We start from the raw sequence: 19,235 nt of genomic DNA, 5'->3' as shown, positions 1-19,235 counted from the left end.
CGTCGTATATGCACAACAATAGTTGAAAAACACGGAGCTGGCAAAAATCCGTTTATTCTTGCTATTTTTAACGATGTTTTAACAAAACCCGATTATATCATGAATCGTTTTTTATTATTTTCCGTTATGGTAGTATCTTCCTTGGCATCCTATAGTCAAAATTTGGAAGCACTAAATAAGAAGGTAGAAGAACTTACCTCCGATATCGGCCAATTACAAAGCAATATACTATGGAAAAAATTGTTCTTATAAGCGGTGCTTCCTTGGGTATTATAGCTATCGTACTCGGTGCTTTTGGAGCCCACGCTTTCAAAAAAATCCTACCGGAAGATAAAATGGCCTCATTTGAGGTTGGCGTGCGATATCAAATGTATGCCGCTTTATATCTGTTGATTATCGGATCGTTATTGGATTTTGACTCAACGAGTGAAAAATGGGCATACTACGGGGTCTTTTACGGAGTTGTTCTATTTTCCGGCAGCATCTATCTACTTTCTTTCAAAGAACACTGGAAAGCAGAAGGTCTGCGGTTCTTCGGTCCGATCACCCCTTTGGGCGGCCTATTTATGATTGTTGGTTGGCTCGCACTGCTGATAAGTTTTTTGTAAAATTAGTCATCACGCCGTAAATTGCTTAACTTTAAGACAGTAGGAAACAAAAGCACCCTTTATGATGAAACTCCAGGTGACAAACGAAACGGGAAGATTGAGGGCTGTCGTATTAGGTATTGCCAACCAAAACGGACCCGCCCCGAAGGCAGACGAGGCTTACGATCCAAAGTCTTTGGAACATATATTAGCGGGAACGTATCCAGCCGAATCAGACATGGTTTTTGAGATCTCAGCCTTTCACGACGTACTGGAACGATATGGCGTAAAAGTATATAGACCCGAGCTGATCCCCGACTTAAATCAGATATTTTCACGCGATATTGGTTTTGTCGTGGATCATTTTTTTATAAAGGCAAATATCCTTCCAGATCGCGCGGAAGAATGGCGAGCTATCGAGCATATTGTAAAACAAGTTGCACCGAATGATTTTGTCGAAGCCCCGGCGGAAGTACATATCGAAGGGGGAGATGTTATCCTGTGGAATGAATATCTTTTCGTGGGTACTTACCAAGGCGACGATTATTCCGCTTTAAATACCGCTAGAACGAATATAAAAGGTGTACAATTCCTAAAGGAGATGTTTCCTCACAAAATTGTAAAAGAATTTGACCTTATCAAATCAATGACTAACCCACGTGAAAACGCTCTACATCTGGATTGTTGTTTTCAGCCCGTAGGTAGGAATAAAGCCATTATATATCCGGGCGGCTTCCGCAACCCTATGGATTATCTTTATTTACACAAACTCTTTGGGAGAGAAAATATCTTTACCATAACGACAGACGAGATGTATGAAATGTATAGTAATATATTTTCTATTTCAGAAGATATCGTCGTTACGGAGCGACGATTTGACCGACTTAATTATTGGCTTAGAGACCAGGCTATTCATGTAGAAGAAGTACCTTATCACGAAATTGGCAAACAGGAAGGTTTACTGCGGTGCTCTACGCTTCCCTTATTCCGGGATTAATTCTATGCGTTATGGCACAGACGACAGACACATTACTTTTAGTTCGCCCGTCTCGATTTCGAAAAAATGAAGAGACAGCCGTAAACAACTATTTTCAAGAAGACGTATCAGATCCCAATCGAACGCTAAGAGCACAACAGGAATTCGACAGTTTTGTAGATCAGCTCCATACACATAATATAAACACGCTGGTCATACAAGACAGCGGTGAGTACGATACCCCCGACAGCATTTTCCCCAACAATTGCATTTCATTTCATCAACAGACCGTTGTTCTCTATCCCATGTTTGCCAAAAACAGAAGACGGGAACGCAATCTAGGTTATCTTCAAGCTTTAAAACAACGGGGTTTGACATACAACCGTGTTATAAACTATACCCGTTTTGAGAAAGAAAACCGTTTTCTAGAGGGAACCGGAAGTTTAATTTTAGATCGCGTAGCCCGTATAGCATACTGTTCGCTATCTCCAAGGGCAAGTGCCGATATGGTACACCAGTTTTGCCTAGACTTGGATTACGAGCCTTTTATTTTTGTCGCCAACCAAACAGTAGACGGTTTACGTCTACCTATCTATCATACGAACGTGATGCTATCTGTGGGCACACATTTTGCTGTTTTGTGTACAGAAAGTATAGATAATAGAGCAGAAAAAGAACGTTTAATCAGGCGCCTGCAGGAAACAGGGAAGGTAGTTATAGCCATATCGGAAGAACAAATGCATAACTTCGTCGGAAATATATTGGAGGTAAAATCTACCACAGGAAAGCCTCATATTATCATGAGCTCACGGGCGTTTAGTGCCTTTAACGCAGACCAGTTAAACCAATTGCATGTATGGGGATCGATTATACACAGCCCGTTAACTACCATAGAAAAGGCGGGCGGGGGCAGTGCGCGTTGTATGCTTGCCGAGGTATTTTACTAATCTCTTTTCTTATTCCCCGACTCCATTAACAATTCACGACGTACGCGGCTAAGACTCTCGGGCGTAATACCTAGGTACGACGCAATCATCCATTGTGGAACCCGCTGCAACAAACTCGGATACGTGTCCATAAACAGCAGATAACGTTCTTTCGCCGTCATCGCCAATAGGGAATTTATACGTTGCTGCTGCATGTAAATGTTCCGCTGTAGCGAACTTTCCATAAAGCAGGCAAATGCGGTACTTTGCAAAGAGGCTTTCTCCATAAATTCCTGTTGAATAAACACGATGACAGAAGGTTCTATTGCCTTGATATAGAAATCAGCCGGCTTATTAAAATATTGACTGGCCCTATCGGATACAATCCAGTTTTCCGGCGCGAATTGCAGGATATGCTCCCCTCCTTTTTCATCTAAAGAGAAGGACTGCAGTAGGCCCGATTCTACAAAAAAGGTATAACGACTCACCTCTCCTTCCCGGAGCAGATAGTGATGATGAGCAATTTCCCGAAACGAGAAATAGGGAACTAATTCTTCAAAAACCTCTTCGGAAAGTTCGGCTTTCTCCGTATAATATTTATAAAAATTACTTTCTCGCCAATTGAATTCCATAGAAGCTATCAATATAAAATTGTAAATTTAAAATCCAGCGGATTGAAGTACTTTTCCAAATCTCCAATAAGATCATCCCCGTGTTTCAAATATAAGGAAGCAAAGTTTTCCGTCCGTTCCTGTAATCCCCCGCCGGGGAACAGTTTATCTTTCACCCGTTCTATCTGTATAAGCGCATCTTCATGATTATGCTTATCGGCTTTCAGCAACTTCTTTTCCAAATTATTAATCGCTTTTTTCAAACGTGCCTTTACCGCCTCCGTACTTGGACCCAAGCTCGGATCAATTTTATGTGCCCGCAATTTAATCTTTCCGAAGATGGCATTAAATTCCATCCACTCGTCACGCAAGTTCAACCGATGTTTCGTCTGCCGACGAACATAGTCATTCTTTAATACATCGGTTGGTTTAAATATACTTTTGAATGTCAAATCTAACCGAAAAATCTTTCCCGCAATTTGATCATCTGTAATCATTGCGGAATTACGTGGAACAAGAATCGGAAAGGGAATTTGATAGTGATCAAAGTTAGCTTTCAATTGCAACCAATACACGATCTCGGCCCCCCCACCAATATATGCCAAATTTGGCAAGATAAGCTCCTGATACAAGGGCCGCATCACGACATTCGGACTAAATCGTTCAGGATGTTGTGCTATCTCTGCCCTTAACTCCTCTTCCGAAAAATAAAGATCACGGTGCAATACTTCAAACCGGCCATCTTCCGTCCGCACAATACGCTCGCGAAATTCATCCGTTAAGTAAAAAAAGTTGATTTCCCGTGCATGCACCTGGGTATGATAACCTAATTTCGTGAGGCTTTCGGAAGTATTTTCAATCGCTTTAAAGCTATGCTGTTCAAAAATATCCTGCGCGATGATCGGCGCAAAAACCTTCTTAAAGCCTGTATTATCCGCATCAACAATCACCAGTCCGTATGGCTTAAACAGCTCATTTACCATGTGCCGCGTAGCTGCCGCTAGTGATTGATTTTGCAAGTAGGCATCCTCCACTATCGATTTTAATTTCTCCGCGTTGGCCGATAGCCCGAACGTCCCGCAATATTGTTTTACGGTGTCGGCAATATCATGTGTGGACATACGTCCCGTAGCAGAGACGGCTGGCGTATCCCACATGATCCGCTTACCGAATACTTTCGTATTATTGATTTCTGCAAAATCATGGTCCTCTGTTGCCATCCAATAGACGGGCACAAACGAATATTCGGGATAGGCTTCTTTTAAATCTTTCGCCAACCGGATAGCCGTGACAATTTTAAAGATAAAATAAAGCGGGCCCGTGAATATATTCAGTTGATGCCCGGTCGTAACCGTAAATGTCTTTTTATCTTCTAACAACCTAATGTTATCTTCAACTGCAGGAGAATGTACTAGAAGTGAGCCGTATTGCTCGCGGAGTGTCGTTGCTAATAACTCCCTGTGGGAGAAGTTCTGCTTTTCGGTTATCTGTTGTTTGAATCCGGCTAAGGTTGGCTGTTGCCCATAAAAGGATGTTAACTGTTCATCGTTGGCAAGATACGCTAATAGTGTTTGCGAAAAACTACCCGTATCACTGTAATCAATGTATGTTGCTTTCATCTAGCTTTTTTCGTGTCGTCTCGTAATGTCTACAGATTGAGCGGACAATTTACATATTTTTACACGAAGCCACCATAGGGATACCGAAATTATAGCAAACGTTTGACGAAAGGCTATTTAATCACTTTTCCATACAGATCGAAATCCTCTGCCCGCTCTACTTTTACCTCCACAAAATCACCGATACGGACATAGTCTGTTTTTGCATCCAGTACCACCTCGTTATCCACTTCTGGCGAATCGTACTCTGTACGGCCAATGAAGTAACTACCATCCACACGATCCACGAGCACCTTAAATGTTTGTCCGATTTTTTCTTGATTAATCTCGTAAGAAATGCCTTGTTGTACCTCCATGATTTGCTCTACGCGTGACTCCTTTTCCTGTTGCGGCACATCATCTGTTAAGGTATGGGCATGGGTTTTTTCTTCATGTGAATACGTAAAGCAACCTAATCGGTCAAACCGAGTCTCTTCCACCCATTCCAACATTTCGTTATAATCCTGTTCTGTTTCCCCGGGATAACCACAGATTAAAGTGGTCCGCAAAGCGATATCGGGCACTTTATCACGAATTTGATTGACCAGGTCAATTTGCTTTTGCTTGGTTGTTCCACGGCGCATCGATTTTAGCATAGAATCGGAAATATGCTGTAAAGGCATATCCAAATAGTTGCAGATATTCGAACGCTCATTCATTGCATCCAAAATATCCATTGGAAAACCGGATGGATAAGCATATTGCAAACGAATCCATTCTATGCCTTCCACATCAGATAAGTAACGTAACAAATCTGCCAAATTACGTTTTCCATAGATATCCAACCCATAATAGGTGAGGTCCTGGGCAATGAGTATTAATTCTTTCGTTCCATTAGACGCTAAAAATTTAGCCTCTTTCACTAAATCATCAATAGATTTAGACACATGCTTACCGCGCATCAAAGGTATAGCACAAAAAGAACAAGGGCGATTACAACCTTCAGCAATTTTAAAATAAGAGAAATGGGAAGGAGTGGACAACAGACGCTCACCTAATAGTTCATGTCGATAGTCTGCTCCTATGGTCGTCAACAATTCGGGCAGATCATTTGTTCCAAAATAAGCGTCAACGTTTGAAATTTCAGATTGAAGTTCTGGCTTGTATCGTTCGGATAGACAGCCCGTTACGATAACCTTATTTATCTTTCCCTCCTCCTTTAATGCGGAATATTGTAAAATGGTATCAATAGATTCTTGTTTTGCATTGTCAATAAACCCACAGGTATTAATAACAACAATATCATTTGCCTGTATATTGGATGCTTCGTGCACAACCTCCATTTGGTTTCCCTTCAGCTGCCCCATCAATACTTCAGAGTCGTGGATATTCTTAGAGCATCCTAACGTCACGACATTCACTCTCGGCGTACTCACTGGAGGAGCAACCTTTCTATTTTTTGTTCTCATTTCTATTCATTAGCATTACACAGATATAACGATGACCTGTGTAGTCCGAGTTCGATCATTTAAACAATGAATCGACGAAATCTCGCTTATTAAACAACTGCAAGTCGCCAATCTTTTCGCCCACACCAATATATTTGACTGGAATTTTAAACTGATCGGAAATACCGATAACCACGCCCCCTTTAGCCGTACCGTCCAATTTTGTTAGTGCTAAGGCATTGACGTCGGTCGCTTGTGTAAATTGAGTAGCTTGCTCAATGGCATTTTGCCCTGTTGAAGCATCCAAGACAAGTAGTATTTCATGTGGAGCACCCGGTACGACCTTCTGCATCACATTTTTGATTTTGGTCAACTCATTCATCAGACCAACTTTATTGTGCAGGCGTCCAGCTGTATCTATAATGGCTACATCATCTCCGTTTGCCACTGCCGATTTAACCGTATCGAATGCAACTGACGCGGGATCTGAACCCATTGGTTGGGCTACGACACGAACATCAACACGTTCACCCCATAATTTAATCTGATCTACAGCAGCTGCACGGAAGGTATCTGCCGCACCCAATACGACCTTATTTCCAGCTTCTTTCAATTGATGTGCTAACTTACCGATAGTAGTGGTCTTTCCCACACCGTTTACACCAACGACCATAATCACATAAGGTTTGTGTGCACCATATTCAAATGTTTCGAAATCGTTGCTATTATTTTCCGCTAACAGTGCCTGTATCTCTTCTTTGAGTAAGCGATTTAAGTCTTCTGTGCCCACGTATTTATCGCGCGCAACACGTTGTTGGATACGGTCAACGATCTTCAGCGTAGTCGTTACCCCAACATCAGACATGACCAATACCTCTTCGAGATTATCCAAAACTTCATCATCGATGGTGGATTTACCGACAACGGCTTTGGTTATTTTGGAAAAAAAACCTTCTTTGGTTTTTTCCAGACCTTTATCTAAAGCTTCTTGTGCTTCTACTGTTTCCTGTTTCTTTTTAAAAAAATCAAATAATCCCATGGATAAAAAAGTAAAAGGTAAATATACTAAAAAAGCCCTTTCGGTACATACCAAAACGGCTTATCTTATCTTTTAAAGAAAACTTTAAAAAGGTATAGCTATTACGCAACTTATTTTGCAGCTTCCGCTACAAATTCTTTCACCTTGTCATTGTGAACCATACCTTCTTTAAAGGTATAAGCTCCCGTTTTGGCAGACTTAGTAGTTACGACAACCTTAGTAAATTCCTTACCGCCTCCTTTTTGTAACGATGCAACCGATTTCTTTGCCATTGTCTTATATTTTTAAGAGAGCAAATGCTCTACAGTTAATTACTTAATTTCTTTGTGAACAGTTACTTTTCTAAGTACAGGATTGAATTTTTTCAATTCTAAACGCTCTGTAGTGTTTTTCTTGTTCTTTGTGGTGATATAGCGAGACATTCCCGGAAGACCACTTTCTTTGTGCTCAGTACACTCTAAGATTACTTGTACTCTATTTCCCTTTTTTGCCATTGTTTTACTTTATTTTATCCGCCAGCTGACGGACAGATTTCATGAATATTTTGATAACAGGCGGTAACGACTAAATAGATCCTTTTTTGATAAATTTATCGATTACTGCTGTAATTCCTTTTTTGTTAATCGTTTTGATTGCTGAAGTAGATACTTTTAGCATAATCCAACGATCTTCTTCCGGGATATAAAAACGCTTTGTTTGTAAATTAGGATAAAACTTACGTTTCGTTTTAACGTTTGAGTGTGAAACGTTATTCCCTGTTAATGCCGCCTTGCCTGTTAAATCACAAATTCTTGACATGATATTTGATTTTTAATGTTGTTTCTCCAATCGCTCTTTTCACAAAGAGTTTGCAAATATCCATATTTCTTTTGTTAATTGCAAGCAATGAAATAATATTTTTTAAAGTTTTCCACAATTCACATGATGTTCTGGTTACAGACAGTTTACCTTTTGTATATTTGTTCTTTTAAACCCAACATGCTTTACAAAACGCCGGGAATCGCGCTCAAAACAACCAACTATGCCGACAATAGCATTGTTGTCCATATTTTCACAGAGACATTTGGTATGCAGTCTTACCTCATCAACGGGGCAAGGAAACTTAAAGCGCGTCTCCCTGTAAATCTCTTTCAACCTTTACATCTTCTGGATCTCGTTGTATATTATAAAGAGAGTAGCGGGCTGCAACGCATCAAAGAAGCTCACCCACGCCCTGTATTAAAGGAAATACCCCTAGAGATCACCAAAGGCTCCATAGCTTTATTCCTGAATGAGATATTATATAAGGTACTCCGTCACCAATCGCCAGACCCCTTTCTTTTTAACTTCATACAGCAATCGATTATATGGCTGGATGAAACGAAAAAATCTTTAGCAAATTTCCACCTGATCTTTCTCATTAAACTAAGTAGATTCCTCGGTTTTTTACCCCTGCACCACCATAAGCAGCAATATCCCTATTTTAATCTTATTGAGGGCGTATTTAGCAATAGCCTTCCTGCACATCGCCATGTATTACAGGAACCACACACCTCTATTTTCCTTCGCCTGCTAAAAACGGACTTCGAAGAATCGCACCATATCAAAATGAACAAGAGCGACAGAAAATATCTTGTCGAAAAACTGTTGGAGTTTTATCGATTGCACACGGAAAACTTCGGCCAAGTAAATTCTTTATACATCTTGGAAGAAATATTTAACTAAATGTTTCTATGTAACATTTTTATTGCTATTTTTAAAACAGCAAAAACAAGATTTGTTTACTTATTTACTTAAAATTTACGGTTATGGACTGGTTTCTGAAAACATTAAAAGAAAACTATGCTAATTTCGATGGGCGGGCACGCAGAAAAGAATTCTGGATGTTCGTTTTATTTGTTTGGCTCATTTATGTCGCCTTTAGCATCGTAGGAGGTATACTTGCTTATATCAGCTCTATTTTGGGCGGATTGGTATACGGTATTATGGGATTGGTTTCTCTTGGATTACTTATTCCTACTCTAGCAGTGGGTGTACGTAGGTTACATGATACGGGCTGCCCCACCTGGTATATTATTTTTTCCTTTATTCCAATTGTTAACCTGTATTACCTTTATCTGATGATAAAAGAAGGCGATAAGGGGCCTAATGAATTTGGTCCGGATCCGAAAGAAAGCGGCAATGATCCGAATCCATTTGGTAATTTCCCACCAACACCTGGAAATAACCCATTTACAAACAATCCTAACGTATAAAGAAAAGCCAGACTAAAAAATACGTCTGGCTTTTTTAGCTTTATATCCCAAAAAAAGAAGCTGCTTTCCTCTTCGGAAAACAGCCCTTCACAATAAATATATCTGAATCTAAATTAGATAAGCTTTACATTTACCGCATTAAGACCTTTACGGCCTTGTTCTACTTCGTAAGATACATGATCGTTCTCACGAACTTTGTCTACCAAACCTGACACGTGAACAAAAATTTCACTCTCACCAGAGTTAGGGATAATGAAACCGAAACCTTTGGTTTCATTAAAGAATTTTACTACACCTTCTTGCATTATTGTATTATATTATTAATGTATTGGTTCTAAAGGTAGACATTAATTTTTAATGTCTCTTTATTTATTTTCAATTTTAAACGAAAAGCAGCTTGTATCGTCAAACAATACGCATGCAATTTTGTATTAGTAACAATAAAAACAAAGAAGATGAAAAATATACTCGGTCTAATTTTAGCAATCTGTATGGTATCTATGTCCAATGCACAAACGAATAATTTTGAATCCAGCCGGAGAGTCTCCACGAGGGGGTATGCTGAAAAAGAAGTCACACCTGATATTGTTTATATTTCCGTTTCATTAAGGGAATACTTTGTCGATGGCAATACCAAAAATAAGGTCAATATTGAAACACTGGAAAAACAACTCTATGATGCTGCGGCGGCTATCGGGGTTAAAAAAGAAGATTTCAACATCCAAAACATCTATAGCTATAACTATGAAAGTTCAAAGAAAAAAGAAAACAAGCAATTACTACAAGCGAAACAATATAGGATAAAAGTGTCCAATCTAAACGGTTTAAACAATATGCTTGACCAAGTGGATCCTAAAGGTATACAAAGTACTTCTATAAACGGTTATGACCACTCTCAGAAACGTCAAATTGAGAAAGAATTAAAAGTAGAAGCCGTACAAGATGCTCGTACCAATGCCGAGATCATTGCTACTGCAACTGGCGACAAGATTGGAAAAGTACTCGCCATCAATGACAACAGCTCATTTGGATGGAACGATATTTTACCAACTCCACGTATGTATGCGATGTCAGCAAAAGCAGAAACAAGTGATGCCGCTTCGGCAGATGGCGGAAGTCTCGACATCAATGTGCGTCCAATCAAGCTCACTTGTAACATCGACGGTGTATTTGAACTTTTATAATGTACCTTTGTACGCTATATGAGCAAAACGAGAATATTTGCGATAAGCATGATTGTACTCATGCTTATCGCTTTCTTCAGCAACCCCAAACAGGAACAGCACGAAAAGATCGTAAGAGAAAAAGCTATAACGCTTCTTAAACAGCAAGCAGGAAAGCAAAATGAACAGGTGGTAGATTTTGGTATCCAGCTTTTTGGAAATACGTTAATCGATCAATTCATGCAAAACCATGTAAAGGTCGAAAACTACTATCTTTTTTCCGTTACAAAAATACGTGTAGGTCACCAAGAAAACACAATTGGTGGAGGAGCATTCGGCACAATCTGGCTTAGTCCTAAAATAGACGAAAAAGCAGCCGAGATAGTCAAGATGATAAAAGAGGGACTATAAATGCTGGACATTCTACATGAAGACGAAGATTTAATCGCTATTAATAAACCACATGGATTATTAGTACATCGATCGTCTATTGCTGCGGATACCTCCAAATTTGCCTTACAACTTCTCCGAGATCAGATACAGCAAGCTGTATACCCTGCCCATCGTTTAGATCGCAAGACCGGTGGTATCCTGCTCTTCGCACGAAACAAGGAAATGGACTCGCTGACACAACAACTCTTTGCTAACAAAAATATAGCAAAAATATATTGGGCAATTGTACGAGGTTACACTGATGACCAAGGAACAATTGATTACCCCCTTCGTAAGGAAAACAATTCCTTACAAGATGCGATTACACACTACCGGACATTATCCCGAGCGGAGATTGATCTTCCTTTTGGTAAACACGCCACTTCTCGCTACTCATTATTGGAAGTTAGGCCAGAGACGGGTCGGATGCACCAAATCCGTAAACACCTTGCCCATATTTTCCACCCTATTTTGGGTGATAGACCTCACGGTTGCAATAAGCAAAATAAGCTTTGGAAAGAACGTTTTGCTATGGATACCATGATGCTCCATGCACAAAAATTGACCTTTAAGCATCCCCGGACACAGCAAGAAATTAACATCGAAGCCCCCATACTACCGGAGTTTGCTCGTGTGCAACAAATTTTGAAGCTTTAGGTTCCAAGCGATGGAGTATATCGTTTGCGTAAGTTTAAAATAGCACAACAAAGGAGGTTATAAATGGTCTTTTTTTGCCTATTTTTGGAAAAATTTAGATTATCATGATTAAAAACGTTGCGTTAGCCGAGTACCATGTCGCTCTTGGTGCTAAAATGGTGCCATTTGCAGGGTTTAACATGCCCGTTCAATATTCAGGAATCAACGATGAGCATGAAACTGTCCGCACGGCGGTTGGTGTCTTCGACGTCAGCCATATGGGTGAGTTTATCTTGAAAGGTGACAAAGCAATGGAGTTAATTCAAAAAATATCATCCAACGACGTTTCGAAATTGTACGACGGGAAGATACAATACGCTTATATGCCCAATGAAACAGGAGGTATTGTAGACGATTTCTTAACCTATCGCATCGACGAACACACTTATTTATTGGTTGTAAATGCATCCAATATAGAAAAAGACTGGAACTGGATTAGCAAATACAACACCTATGATGTGGAAATGAAAAACATTTCCAATAAAACCTCCTTATTTGCTGTGCAGGGTCCTAAAGCATCCGAAGCGTTGCAATCGCTGACCGATATTGAATTAGCAGACATGGCGTATTACACTTTTAAAAAAGGCACATTCGCGGGTGTAGACAACGTATTGATATCTGCGACTGGTTATACAGGTGCCGGCGGTTTTGAAATCTACGTTGCCAATGCAGACGCAAAAAAAATATGGGATGCTATCTTCAAAGTAGGTGAAGCATACGGTATTAAACCTATTGGTCTAGGCGCACGCGATACATTACGTTTGGAAATGGGTTTCTGCTTGTATGGAAACGATATTGACGAAAATACATCTCCATTCGCCGCTGGTCTGGGTTGGGTGACAAAATTCACCAGCGATTTTGTAAACAGTGAAAATTTAAAAGCTGAAAAAGAACGTGGATCCGCTCAGAAGTTAGTAGGTTTTGAAATGTTGGAACGTGGTATTCCTCGTCATAATTATGAAATTGTCGATGTGGAAGGCAATAAAATCGGACATGTAACATCGGGTACACAATCGCCAACACTAAAGAAATCAATTGGCTTGGGTTATGTGGAAAAAGCTTTTGCTAAAGAAGGAACGGATATATATATATCCATCCGAAACCAATCCGTAAAAGCTATTGTGAAAAACCCTCCTTTTATAAAATAGGTAGATGCATATTATAATATCTATAGAGACGCAGGGTGCTGCGTCTCTATTTTTTTTTCCTCGGTTGCTGCGTTCCCGCACGTACACTTCTTTTCACGATTTTCAATAAGACTAGTTTCAGGTAAATTAATACCACCAACAAAGCTATAGAAATGAATAAAAAAAGATGGTTCCCCGATTGGAAGGACATGATGCCACTGTAAACCAAAAATGCAATGGCAAGATTCAAAACTATATTTAAAATAAAATATTTTGTCATCAAACTTTTATGTTAGTTAAGGGAAAATTCCCAATTCTTCATAAGCTACTCCGATCTTGTCGATAGCACAGATAAAAGCAGCTGTCCGCAAATCCTCTACACCTTCCCGATTTTTATAAATGTCCCGAATCTCTCTATAGGATCCCATCATGGTATCTTCGAGTCCCGAATGCACCAAATCAATTTCATCCGGCCCGCGCAAAATCGTTTTACGCTCTAGATCCGAAACGCGTTTTCCCGTTGTAGATTCAATAATATCAATCAACTCCTTATACATATTTTCTTCGAAGCGCTTTTCCAAACGGCCGTAGCGTACATGACTCAGATTTTTCAACCATTCGAAATACGATACCGTTACTCCTCCCGCATTCAGATAAATATCCGGGATTACCAAAATGTCTTTTTTGTTGAGAATCTCATCTGCATCAGCGGTCAACGGCCCATTGGCCGCCTCTCCTATAATTTTTGCTTGGATCCGGTCGGCATTATCTTTATGAATAACGCTTTCTAAAGCTGCTGGAATCAAAACATCACAAGGTTGCTCCAACCCTTCTGCGGGATTAGAGAAATTAATAGCACCAGGGTAATTAAGAATACCTCCTGTTTTTTGTCTATGTGTTTGTACTTGGTCTACATCCAGCCCATTTTCGTCATAAATTGCTCCGTTATATTCAATTAAGCCGACGAGTTTTGCGCCTGCTTCTTGAAAATATTTTGCAGCATGATATCCCACATTGCCCAATCCCTGCACAATGATCCGTTTACCGGCGATCCCCGTCGTAAGCCCCAACTTATCCATATCATCCTGAAAAGAACAAGCTTCACGAACACCAAAAAACACGCCCAAACCAGTTGCTTCGGTACGTCCGCGCACCCCTCCCTGTGAGACCGGTTTTCCGGTAACACAGGCCTGAGCGTCTATATTATTAGGATTAAGCGAAGAATAGGTGTCTACAATCCAACTCATTTCACGAGCACCCGTACCATAGTCTGGTGCCGGAACATCGATACCGGGACCAATAAAGTTCTTCTTGCATAGCTCAGACGTATACCTGCGCGTTATCTTCTCTAGCTCAAAAGTGGAATATTTTCGCGAATCTATTTTTATTCCGCCCTTTCCTCCTCCAAAAGGAACATTTACAATCGCGCATTTATACGTCATCAATGCCGCTAACGCCATTACCTCTTCTTGGTCTACCTCCATACTGAATCGAATGCCGCCTTTACAGGGTAGTTTATGATGTGAATGCTGTACCCGATAAGCTTCGATGACTTCAATACTGTCTCCAATCTTAACCGGAAACTTTACCCGAAGTATAGAATTACAGGCTTTAATCTGGGCGAGAATACCTTGGTCAAATCGCGTAAATTGAGCGGCCTTATCAAAATTCCGTTGAACACTTTCAAAAAAAGTGTTGTTTGCTGCATTTTTTATCCCCATAACGTTGTTATTTATATACTATGTTGGTTCTGCTTTATACATTAAAATTAACAAACTTTAGTCGAGTTAAGCACAAAATGCGCATAGCAACAAATACTTACATTTTTTGTTGGCATGCCCCTTTTTGTTTTCCATTACATAAAAAACAACGATATCTGCTAAGAGTTTTGTTTATTAATAAACATCCATTTCTGGATCAATATCTTCTTTCCAAGCTAATATACCCCCTGCCAAATTAGATAAATTATCAAATCCTTGTTGTTCCAACAACATCACGGCCTGCGCACTACGTTTACCACTACGACAGTGAATAATAACTGGTTTATCTTTTGAAACCTTATCCGACTCGATTACAATTCCTGCCAACGGGATATTGAGTCCATTCAAATTAGAAACTTCATATTCAAAAGGCTCCCGTACATCAATAAGCTGGAAATCCTCATTGCGATCTATCATTCCTTGGAGTTCTTCAACTGTAACTTCTTTCATGTTTTTATATTTTCTTGTATCAAACCTAAATAATTTCATTTTTATATGCAATTTAATTATGCATAATATAAAATGAAACTTTTTCGCTCTCCTCTGCTATCAAGGGCTATTTTATAGCGAAAATATACTATTTTTAGGAACACATAGTGGAGTTCTATCATGAAAGAAAAATTTTTACAGTGGTCTTTACTGCTCTTTCTACAATTTACCGTCTGCTTATTTGCAGTAAAAGCACAAGTAGTAGAAACAGCAGACGTCGAACGGATTATTTCTACGCTTGCCAGCGACGATATGCGGGGAAGAGCAGCATTAAGTCCTGATATTGCGCGTGCGGCCGATTTTATTGCGGAAGAATTCCGGCAGGCAGGTTTACAACCCTATACTGAAGATACCTACCGTCAAACATTTGAGGTCACGAAGGTTTCTACCAAAAGTGAGTCCATTACGATCAACGGAAATGCATTAACTGCAGACGAATTCATTATCTTAAACAGTAATCCCTCCCTATCCTGGAACCAGGAGTCCGAAATGGAGGTTCTCGAAATCCGTGCGGGAGAAGATTTTTCCGACCGCTTTCGAGATATCGTACGCGACAATCCCAAACCTGTTCTAGTATGGGTAGATCCATCATTTGCGCCTATGCTCGCCCGTTTCAAAAAAATATTTTCGCGTGAAAATGTCATCCCCAAACAAGCAAATACAACCCATACCCCAAGTAAAGTATTTGCCGTTAAGAAAAAGAATACAAAACGGTTTGAAATAGAAGCAAACACACTACACGACGATTTTTCCCTGTTCAATGTGGCTGCCGTCATACCCGGAAAATCGAAGGCAGACGAATTTGTTGTTTTCTCCGCGCATTATGACCACATTGGCATCATTGATGCCGTAGGACAAGATTCTATAGCCAATGGAGCAGATGATGATGCGTCGGGCACAACGGCCATGATTGCCTTGGCGAAACATTTCAAAAAAGAAAATATCAATGAGCGTACGTTAATTTTTGTTGCGTTTACAGCAGAAGAAATTGGCATGTTTGGTTCTAAATATTTTTCTAATAATATCGATGCCGATAAAGTGACCGCCATGGTTAATATAGAGATGATTGGTAAAGATTCAAAATTTGGACCGAATACGTTGTACGTAACCGGCTATCATCATTCCAATCTAGCGGAATTGATGCAAGAAAACCTAAAAGGAACTGCGTTTACGTTCCATCCAGATCCATACCCCACACAGAATCTCTTTTATAGAAGTGATAACGCTGTTTTAGCTGCATTAGGTGTTCCGGCACATACCTTCTCCACTTCACAGATTGATAAAGACGAATATTACCATACCGTGAAGGATGAGCTTTCAACATTAGCTATTCAAAATATAAAATCCAGCATTGAAGCTATTGCCAAAGGTGTTGTTGGAATCGTTACGGGAGAGCAAACACCTTCACGCGTGGAGAAGTTAATGGACTGATCGTTGCATTACATAGTCATCGAGGATGTAGCCATAGTAAGGTATATCCACCTCCGATATAACCTTAAACCCCTGTTTAAGGTAGAAATGATACGCCTTATTCCCTCTATTTACATTCAACTCAACAATGGAAAAGTCATGTTCTTTTGCTTGGTCCACCGCAAAATCAATCAGCTTTTTTCCTAATCCCAATCCCTGACTGTCCGCCAAAAGGTAAAGCTTTTCTATGCGCAAAATGTCATTGTTCTTTTTTTGAAGAGCGATAAATCCCAACGGTTGCATCTTTTGCTGACAAATAATATAAAAATCCTGTCCTTCTGCCATCGCTTGTTGAATGGCTTCGGGGGTATAATTTTTATGTAACATGAAGTCGATTTGTGCACGACTCAAAATAGCCGTATATGTCGTATGGTATACGGCTGTTCCTAAATGATGGATGACCGCAGCTCCTTCCCTACTTACTTTTCGAATAGTATACATTTTTAAATCTCCTCGCCTATACAAACATATTCATCCGAATTAAATTCCAGATACATAAAACCATCCTGTTCGGTTATAAATCCATTAGGGCTTGTATGTTTAAGCCCGACCAACGATTTGAGATGGTTTTCCGGAACGGAAATACGCGCACCTGCTTCTTTCCATTTTTCATAGCGATGACGAATGTATACATATCGCATCCCGTGAGATAACACAACAATGTTAATTGCCGCACAATAGGCTTTTAATGCTTCATCTGGCGCATCGCAAACAATATTAACGGCTTTGTGATTGTGGTGGATAAGATAATCTAAAGCGTCAGGTATGATCCCTTTTTTAATCGGAATATTTTTAATTTGTTCTTGCGGATATGTTATTTCTTTCCTGCTGAAGACTATATCCACTTTAATGTCAGCGGCTAAGAAAAAATCTACGGTGTCATCATTGGCTATTACCGTAGGGCTCCACTCTAGAAGTTGTCCAATATATTCTTCATCGAGCGCTTCATAAGAGGCAACAATCAAAGCTGGTTCTTGATCTTCTCTAATAATATGATGTGAGGACATTTTTAATTTTCGCCAAGTTGCCGCAATGTAATATACGACATCAAGCCTATACTTAATTTCAGTGCATTTTCATCGACATCAAAGGTCGGGGTATGGACTGCAGACGTAATACCGGCGGCTTTATTTCCTGTTCCCAATCGATAAAAACAAGCATTGGTTTCTTGCGAATAATAAGAGAAATCTTCGGCAGCCGGCCATATATCTAATTCAACAACATTTTCTTCACCAAGATATTCCACGGCAAAAGCGCGAGATGACGTTGTTATTTTCTCCTCGTTAATTAGAAAAGGATAACCTTTTCGCACTTCAAAATCACAAACAGCCCCCATACTTTCCGCGATACCAGTTGCCATCTTAATCATCTTTTTATGGGCATCTGCCCGCCATTTTTCATCAAACGTACGGAACGTACCTTCCAGATATACGGCATCGGGAACCACATTGGTCGCACCATTTCCGGTTATTTTCCCCCAAGATAGAACCGTTGGTATCCTTGGATCCGCATTCCGGCTTACGACTTGCTGAAGAGCCGTAATAATTTGTGCTGTAATCGCAATCGGGTCAATATTTTGGTGTGGATGCGCGCCGTGACCACCTTTACCCCGAACGGTCATATATAGTTCATCGCTAGAAGCCATGTATTTCCCCGTACGGAAACCTACTTTCCCCGTCTCGATAAGCGGCATAACATGTTGCCCGATAATACCGGCAGGAGTTGGGTTTTCCAACACGCCTTCTTTAATCATAATCGAAGCACCGCCGGGTAGACGCTCTTCTCCAGGTTGAAATATAAGTTTTATTGTACCCCCAAATTCACTTTTCAGGGATTGTAATATCGATGCAACTCCTAATAACGAGGAGGTATGCACATCGTGCCCACAAGCGTGCATAACGCCAAAATTCTGTGAACCATAACTGCGCCCCTCCACCTCCTGTATGGGGAGAGCATCCATATCCGCACGAAGAGCTAATACCTTAGTCGAGGGTTTCTCGCCATGAATCAGTCCTACCACACCGGTATTTGCCATAGACGAGTATGGAATACCCAAACGCTCTAGCTGCTGTTTGATAAAAGCAGATGTTTGGTGTTCTTCAAAGGAGAGTTCGGGATGTTGATGCAAATGGCGTCTAAACCCTACTGTCTCTTCAAAGAAGTTTTCCGCAAGTTGTTTTATCTTTTCTTTCAACATGGATATGGTTTTCCTCGTTATTCGTAAGCCCAAACCTCTTCGGTGAAGACAAATACATTACTATATTGGGAGCGTAGCTCCTGCATAAAGCTAGTTGCTTCTGATCGGCTTCTAAAGTCGCCAACCTTTACCCTATAATTTGGTTCATCGTAAGTCACATAGGCGCCTATATCTTTATAAGATCGTTGAAATCTAGCCTGTACGGCATAGGCATCACTTCGGTTCGCTCCAGAAAATACTTGTACACGAAAACCGCGCACTTTTACCCGTTTACCGCTTTTCTTATCAACGACTTTCGACCCTAAGCTAACCATTCGGGCAGTAGTAGGATTGATACCGTTCTCCGCTCTGAACTCCTGCAACAGATTAATCAACGAATCCTTCTCTACTTCGACGATTCCCGATTGTGCTTTACTGAGCTGTGCAAATCCAAGGAGTACAAAACCAAATATCAATCCTCTATATAACATCTCTTATTTTTA

25 protein-coding genes are annotated in these 19,235 nt (G+C 40.2%); 10 read left to right on the top strand and 15 right to left on the bottom strand.

Going from position 1 to position 19,235, the window contains the following annotated elements; all coding sequences use genetic code 11:
• The first annotated feature begins 230 nt into the window (after positions 1-230).
• The 3 genes from H8B06_RS11065 to ctlX all read left to right on the top strand — a co-directional run bounded on the left by H8B06_RS11065 (position 231) and on the right by ctlX (position 2,510).
• Positions 231-608, top strand: coding sequence for a DUF423 domain-containing protein (locus tag H8B06_RS11065; protein ID WP_190994343.1), 378 nt, complete (start codon positions 231-233; stop codon positions 606-608).
• 61 nt (positions 609-669) lie between these two features.
• Positions 670-1,584 (top strand): dimethylarginine dimethylaminohydrolase family protein, encoded by a 915-nt coding sequence (locus tag H8B06_RS11060; RefSeq protein WP_190994342.1) that lies wholly within the window; start codon positions 670-672, stop codon positions 1,582-1,584.
• Positions 1,585-1,595: 11 nt separating this feature from the next.
• Entirely contained in the window at positions 1,596-2,510 is a 915-nt protein-coding gene (gene ctlX / locus H8B06_RS11055; protein WP_190994341.1) for a citrulline utilization hydrolase CtlX, read from the top strand.
• On the opposite strand, the gene H8B06_RS11050 is transcribed toward ctlX, so the two are convergent.
• From H8B06_RS11050 to rpmB, 7 genes are all read right to left on the bottom strand, one after another.
• On the bottom strand, positions 2,507-3,121 hold the full coding sequence (locus tag H8B06_RS11050) for a Crp/Fnr family transcriptional regulator (RefSeq protein ID WP_190994340.1): 615 nt from the start codon (positions 3,119-3,121) through the stop codon (positions 2,507-2,509). The genes ctlX and H8B06_RS11050 overlap by 4 nt on opposite strands.
• 8 nt (positions 3,122-3,129) lie before the next feature.
• The gene (gene bshC, locus H8B06_RS11045; RefSeq protein ID WP_190994339.1) at positions 3,130-4,719 is read right to left on the bottom strand and encodes a bacillithiol biosynthesis cysteine-adding enzyme BshC; all 1,590 of its coding nucleotides are present in this window, start codon (positions 4,717-4,719) and stop codon (positions 3,130-3,132) included.
• 113 nt (positions 4,720-4,832) lie between these two features.
• A complete protein-coding gene (gene rimO, locus H8B06_RS11040) occupies positions 4,833-6,167 on the bottom strand; it encodes a 30S ribosomal protein S12 methylthiotransferase RimO (protein WP_190994338.1) in 1,335 nt (444 codons plus the stop codon).
• Positions 6,168-6,222: 55 nt separating this feature from the next.
• Complete coding sequence (gene ftsY, locus H8B06_RS11035; RefSeq protein ID WP_130142178.1) at positions 6,223-7,185, bottom strand: signal recognition particle-docking protein FtsY; 963 nt, start codon at positions 7,183-7,185, stop codon at positions 6,223-6,225.
• Positions 7,186-7,295: 110 nt separating this feature from the next.
• The gene (locus H8B06_RS11030; RefSeq protein WP_130142179.1) at positions 7,296-7,457 is read right to left on the bottom strand and encodes a DUF4295 domain-containing protein; all 162 of its coding nucleotides are present in this window, start codon (positions 7,455-7,457) and stop codon (positions 7,296-7,298) included.
• Positions 7,458-7,496: 39 nt separating this feature from the next.
• Positions 7,497-7,679 carry a 50S ribosomal protein L33 gene (rpmG, locus tag H8B06_RS11025; protein WP_002998409.1) on the bottom strand — a complete coding sequence of 61 codons (183 nt, stop codon included), beginning with the start codon at positions 7,677-7,679 and terminating at the stop codon, positions 7,497-7,499.
• 70 nt (positions 7,680-7,749) lie between these two features.
• Entirely contained in the window at positions 7,750-7,983 is a 234-nt protein-coding gene (gene rpmB, locus H8B06_RS11020; protein WP_190994337.1) for a 50S ribosomal protein L28, read from the bottom strand.
• Between the two features lie 180 nt (positions 7,984-8,163).
• On the opposite strand from rpmB, the gene recO reads away from it, so the two are divergent.
• Together recO and H8B06_RS11010 are read left to right on the top strand one after the other, a co-directional pair.
• On the top strand, positions 8,164-8,889 hold the full coding sequence (gene recO, locus H8B06_RS11015) for a DNA repair protein RecO (RefSeq protein ID WP_190994336.1): 726 nt from the start codon (positions 8,164-8,166) through the stop codon (positions 8,887-8,889).
• A gap of 83 nt (positions 8,890-8,972) precedes the next feature.
• Positions 8,973-9,419, top strand: coding sequence for a DUF805 domain-containing protein (locus tag H8B06_RS11010; RefSeq protein ID WP_190994335.1), 447 nt, complete (start codon positions 8,973-8,975; stop codon positions 9,417-9,419).
• A 113-nt stretch (positions 9,420-9,532) separates the two neighbouring features.
• On the opposite strand, the gene H8B06_RS11005 is transcribed toward H8B06_RS11010, so the two are convergent.
• Positions 9,533-9,724 carry a cold-shock protein gene (locus H8B06_RS11005; RefSeq protein ID WP_093364840.1) on the bottom strand — a complete coding sequence of 64 codons (192 nt, stop codon included), beginning with the start codon at positions 9,722-9,724 and terminating at the stop codon, positions 9,533-9,535.
• A gap of 150 nt (positions 9,725-9,874) precedes the next feature.
• Between H8B06_RS11005 and H8B06_RS11000 the strand changes: the two genes are divergently transcribed.
• The 4 genes from H8B06_RS11000 to gcvT all read left to right on the top strand — a co-directional run bounded on the left by H8B06_RS11000 (position 9,875) and on the right by gcvT (position 12,858).
• Positions 9,875-10,603, top strand: a complete 729-nt coding sequence (locus H8B06_RS11000; RefSeq protein WP_190994334.1) for an SIMPL domain-containing protein — start codon at positions 9,875-9,877, stop codon at positions 10,601-10,603.
• Positions 10,604-10,621: 18 nt separating this feature from the next.
• Positions 10,622-10,993 carry a DUF4359 domain-containing protein gene (locus H8B06_RS10995; protein WP_190994333.1) on the top strand — a complete coding sequence of 124 codons (372 nt, stop codon included), beginning with the start codon at positions 10,622-10,624 and terminating at the stop codon, positions 10,991-10,993.
• Entirely contained in the window at positions 10,994-11,671 is a 678-nt protein-coding gene (locus tag H8B06_RS10990) for a pseudouridine synthase (RefSeq protein WP_190994332.1), read from the top strand.
• 104 nt (positions 11,672-11,775) lie between these two features.
• Positions 11,776-12,858 (top strand): glycine cleavage system aminomethyltransferase GcvT, encoded by a 1,083-nt coding sequence (gcvT, locus tag H8B06_RS10985; protein WP_223857620.1) that lies wholly within the window; start codon positions 11,776-11,778, stop codon positions 12,856-12,858.
• A 46-nt stretch (positions 12,859-12,904) separates the two neighbouring features.
• Here gcvT and H8B06_RS20960 read toward each other — a convergent pair whose 3' ends face one another.
• From H8B06_RS20960 to H8B06_RS10975, 3 genes are all read right to left on the bottom strand, one after another.
• A complete protein-coding gene (locus tag H8B06_RS20960) occupies positions 12,905-13,117 on the bottom strand; it encodes a DUF6358 family protein (RefSeq protein WP_223857619.1) in 213 nt (70 codons plus the stop codon).
• 16 nt (positions 13,118-13,133) lie between these two features.
• A complete protein-coding gene (locus H8B06_RS10980; RefSeq protein ID WP_190994331.1) occupies positions 13,134-14,558 on the bottom strand; it encodes a Glu/Leu/Phe/Val family dehydrogenase in 1,425 nt (474 codons plus the stop codon).
• Between the two features lie 174 nt (positions 14,559-14,732).
• Entirely contained in the window at positions 14,733-15,047 is a 315-nt protein-coding gene (locus H8B06_RS10975) for a rhodanese-like domain-containing protein (protein WP_130142190.1), read from the bottom strand.
• Positions 15,048-15,206: 159 nt separating this feature from the next.
• On the opposite strand from H8B06_RS10975, the gene H8B06_RS10970 reads away from it, so the two are divergent.
• Complete coding sequence (locus H8B06_RS10970; protein WP_190994330.1) at positions 15,207-16,517, top strand: M20/M25/M40 family metallo-hydrolase; 1,311 nt, start codon at positions 15,207-15,209, stop codon at positions 16,515-16,517.
• Here the strand turns inward: H8B06_RS10970 and H8B06_RS10965 are convergent.
• The 4 genes from H8B06_RS10965 to H8B06_RS10950 are packed head-to-tail and all read right to left on the bottom strand — an operon-like array spanning position 16,506 to position 19,223.
• Positions 16,506-16,997 carry a GNAT family N-acetyltransferase gene (locus tag H8B06_RS10965; protein ID WP_190994329.1) on the bottom strand — a complete coding sequence of 164 codons (492 nt, stop codon included), beginning with the start codon at positions 16,995-16,997 and terminating at the stop codon, positions 16,506-16,508. The two genes, H8B06_RS10970 and H8B06_RS10965, sit on opposite strands and share 12 nt — an antisense overlap.
• Before the next feature lie 2 nt (positions 16,998-16,999).
• Complete coding sequence (locus H8B06_RS10960) at positions 17,000-17,563, bottom strand: hypothetical protein (RefSeq protein ID WP_190994328.1); 564 nt, start codon at positions 17,561-17,563, stop codon at positions 17,000-17,002.
• Positions 17,564-17,565: 2 nt separating this feature from the next.
• Positions 17,566-18,753 carry a M20 metallopeptidase family protein gene (locus tag H8B06_RS10955; RefSeq protein ID WP_190994327.1) on the bottom strand — a complete coding sequence of 396 codons (1,188 nt, stop codon included), beginning with the start codon at positions 18,751-18,753 and terminating at the stop codon, positions 17,566-17,568.
• Between the two features lie 17 nt (positions 18,754-18,770).
• Positions 18,771-19,223 (bottom strand): SPOR domain-containing protein, encoded by a 453-nt coding sequence (locus H8B06_RS10950; RefSeq protein WP_190994326.1) that lies wholly within the window; start codon positions 19,221-19,223, stop codon positions 18,771-18,773.
• Between the last annotated feature and the right edge of the window lie 12 nt (positions 19,224-19,235).

This window comes from Sphingobacterium micropteri (genome assembly GCF_014692515.1).
Taxonomy (GTDB): Bacteria; Bacteroidota; Bacteroidia; order Sphingobacteriales; family Sphingobacteriaceae; genus Sphingobacterium; species Sphingobacterium micropteri.
Note: the sequence above shows the minus strand (reverse complement) of the source record. Positions and strands in the feature narration are given on the sequence as shown.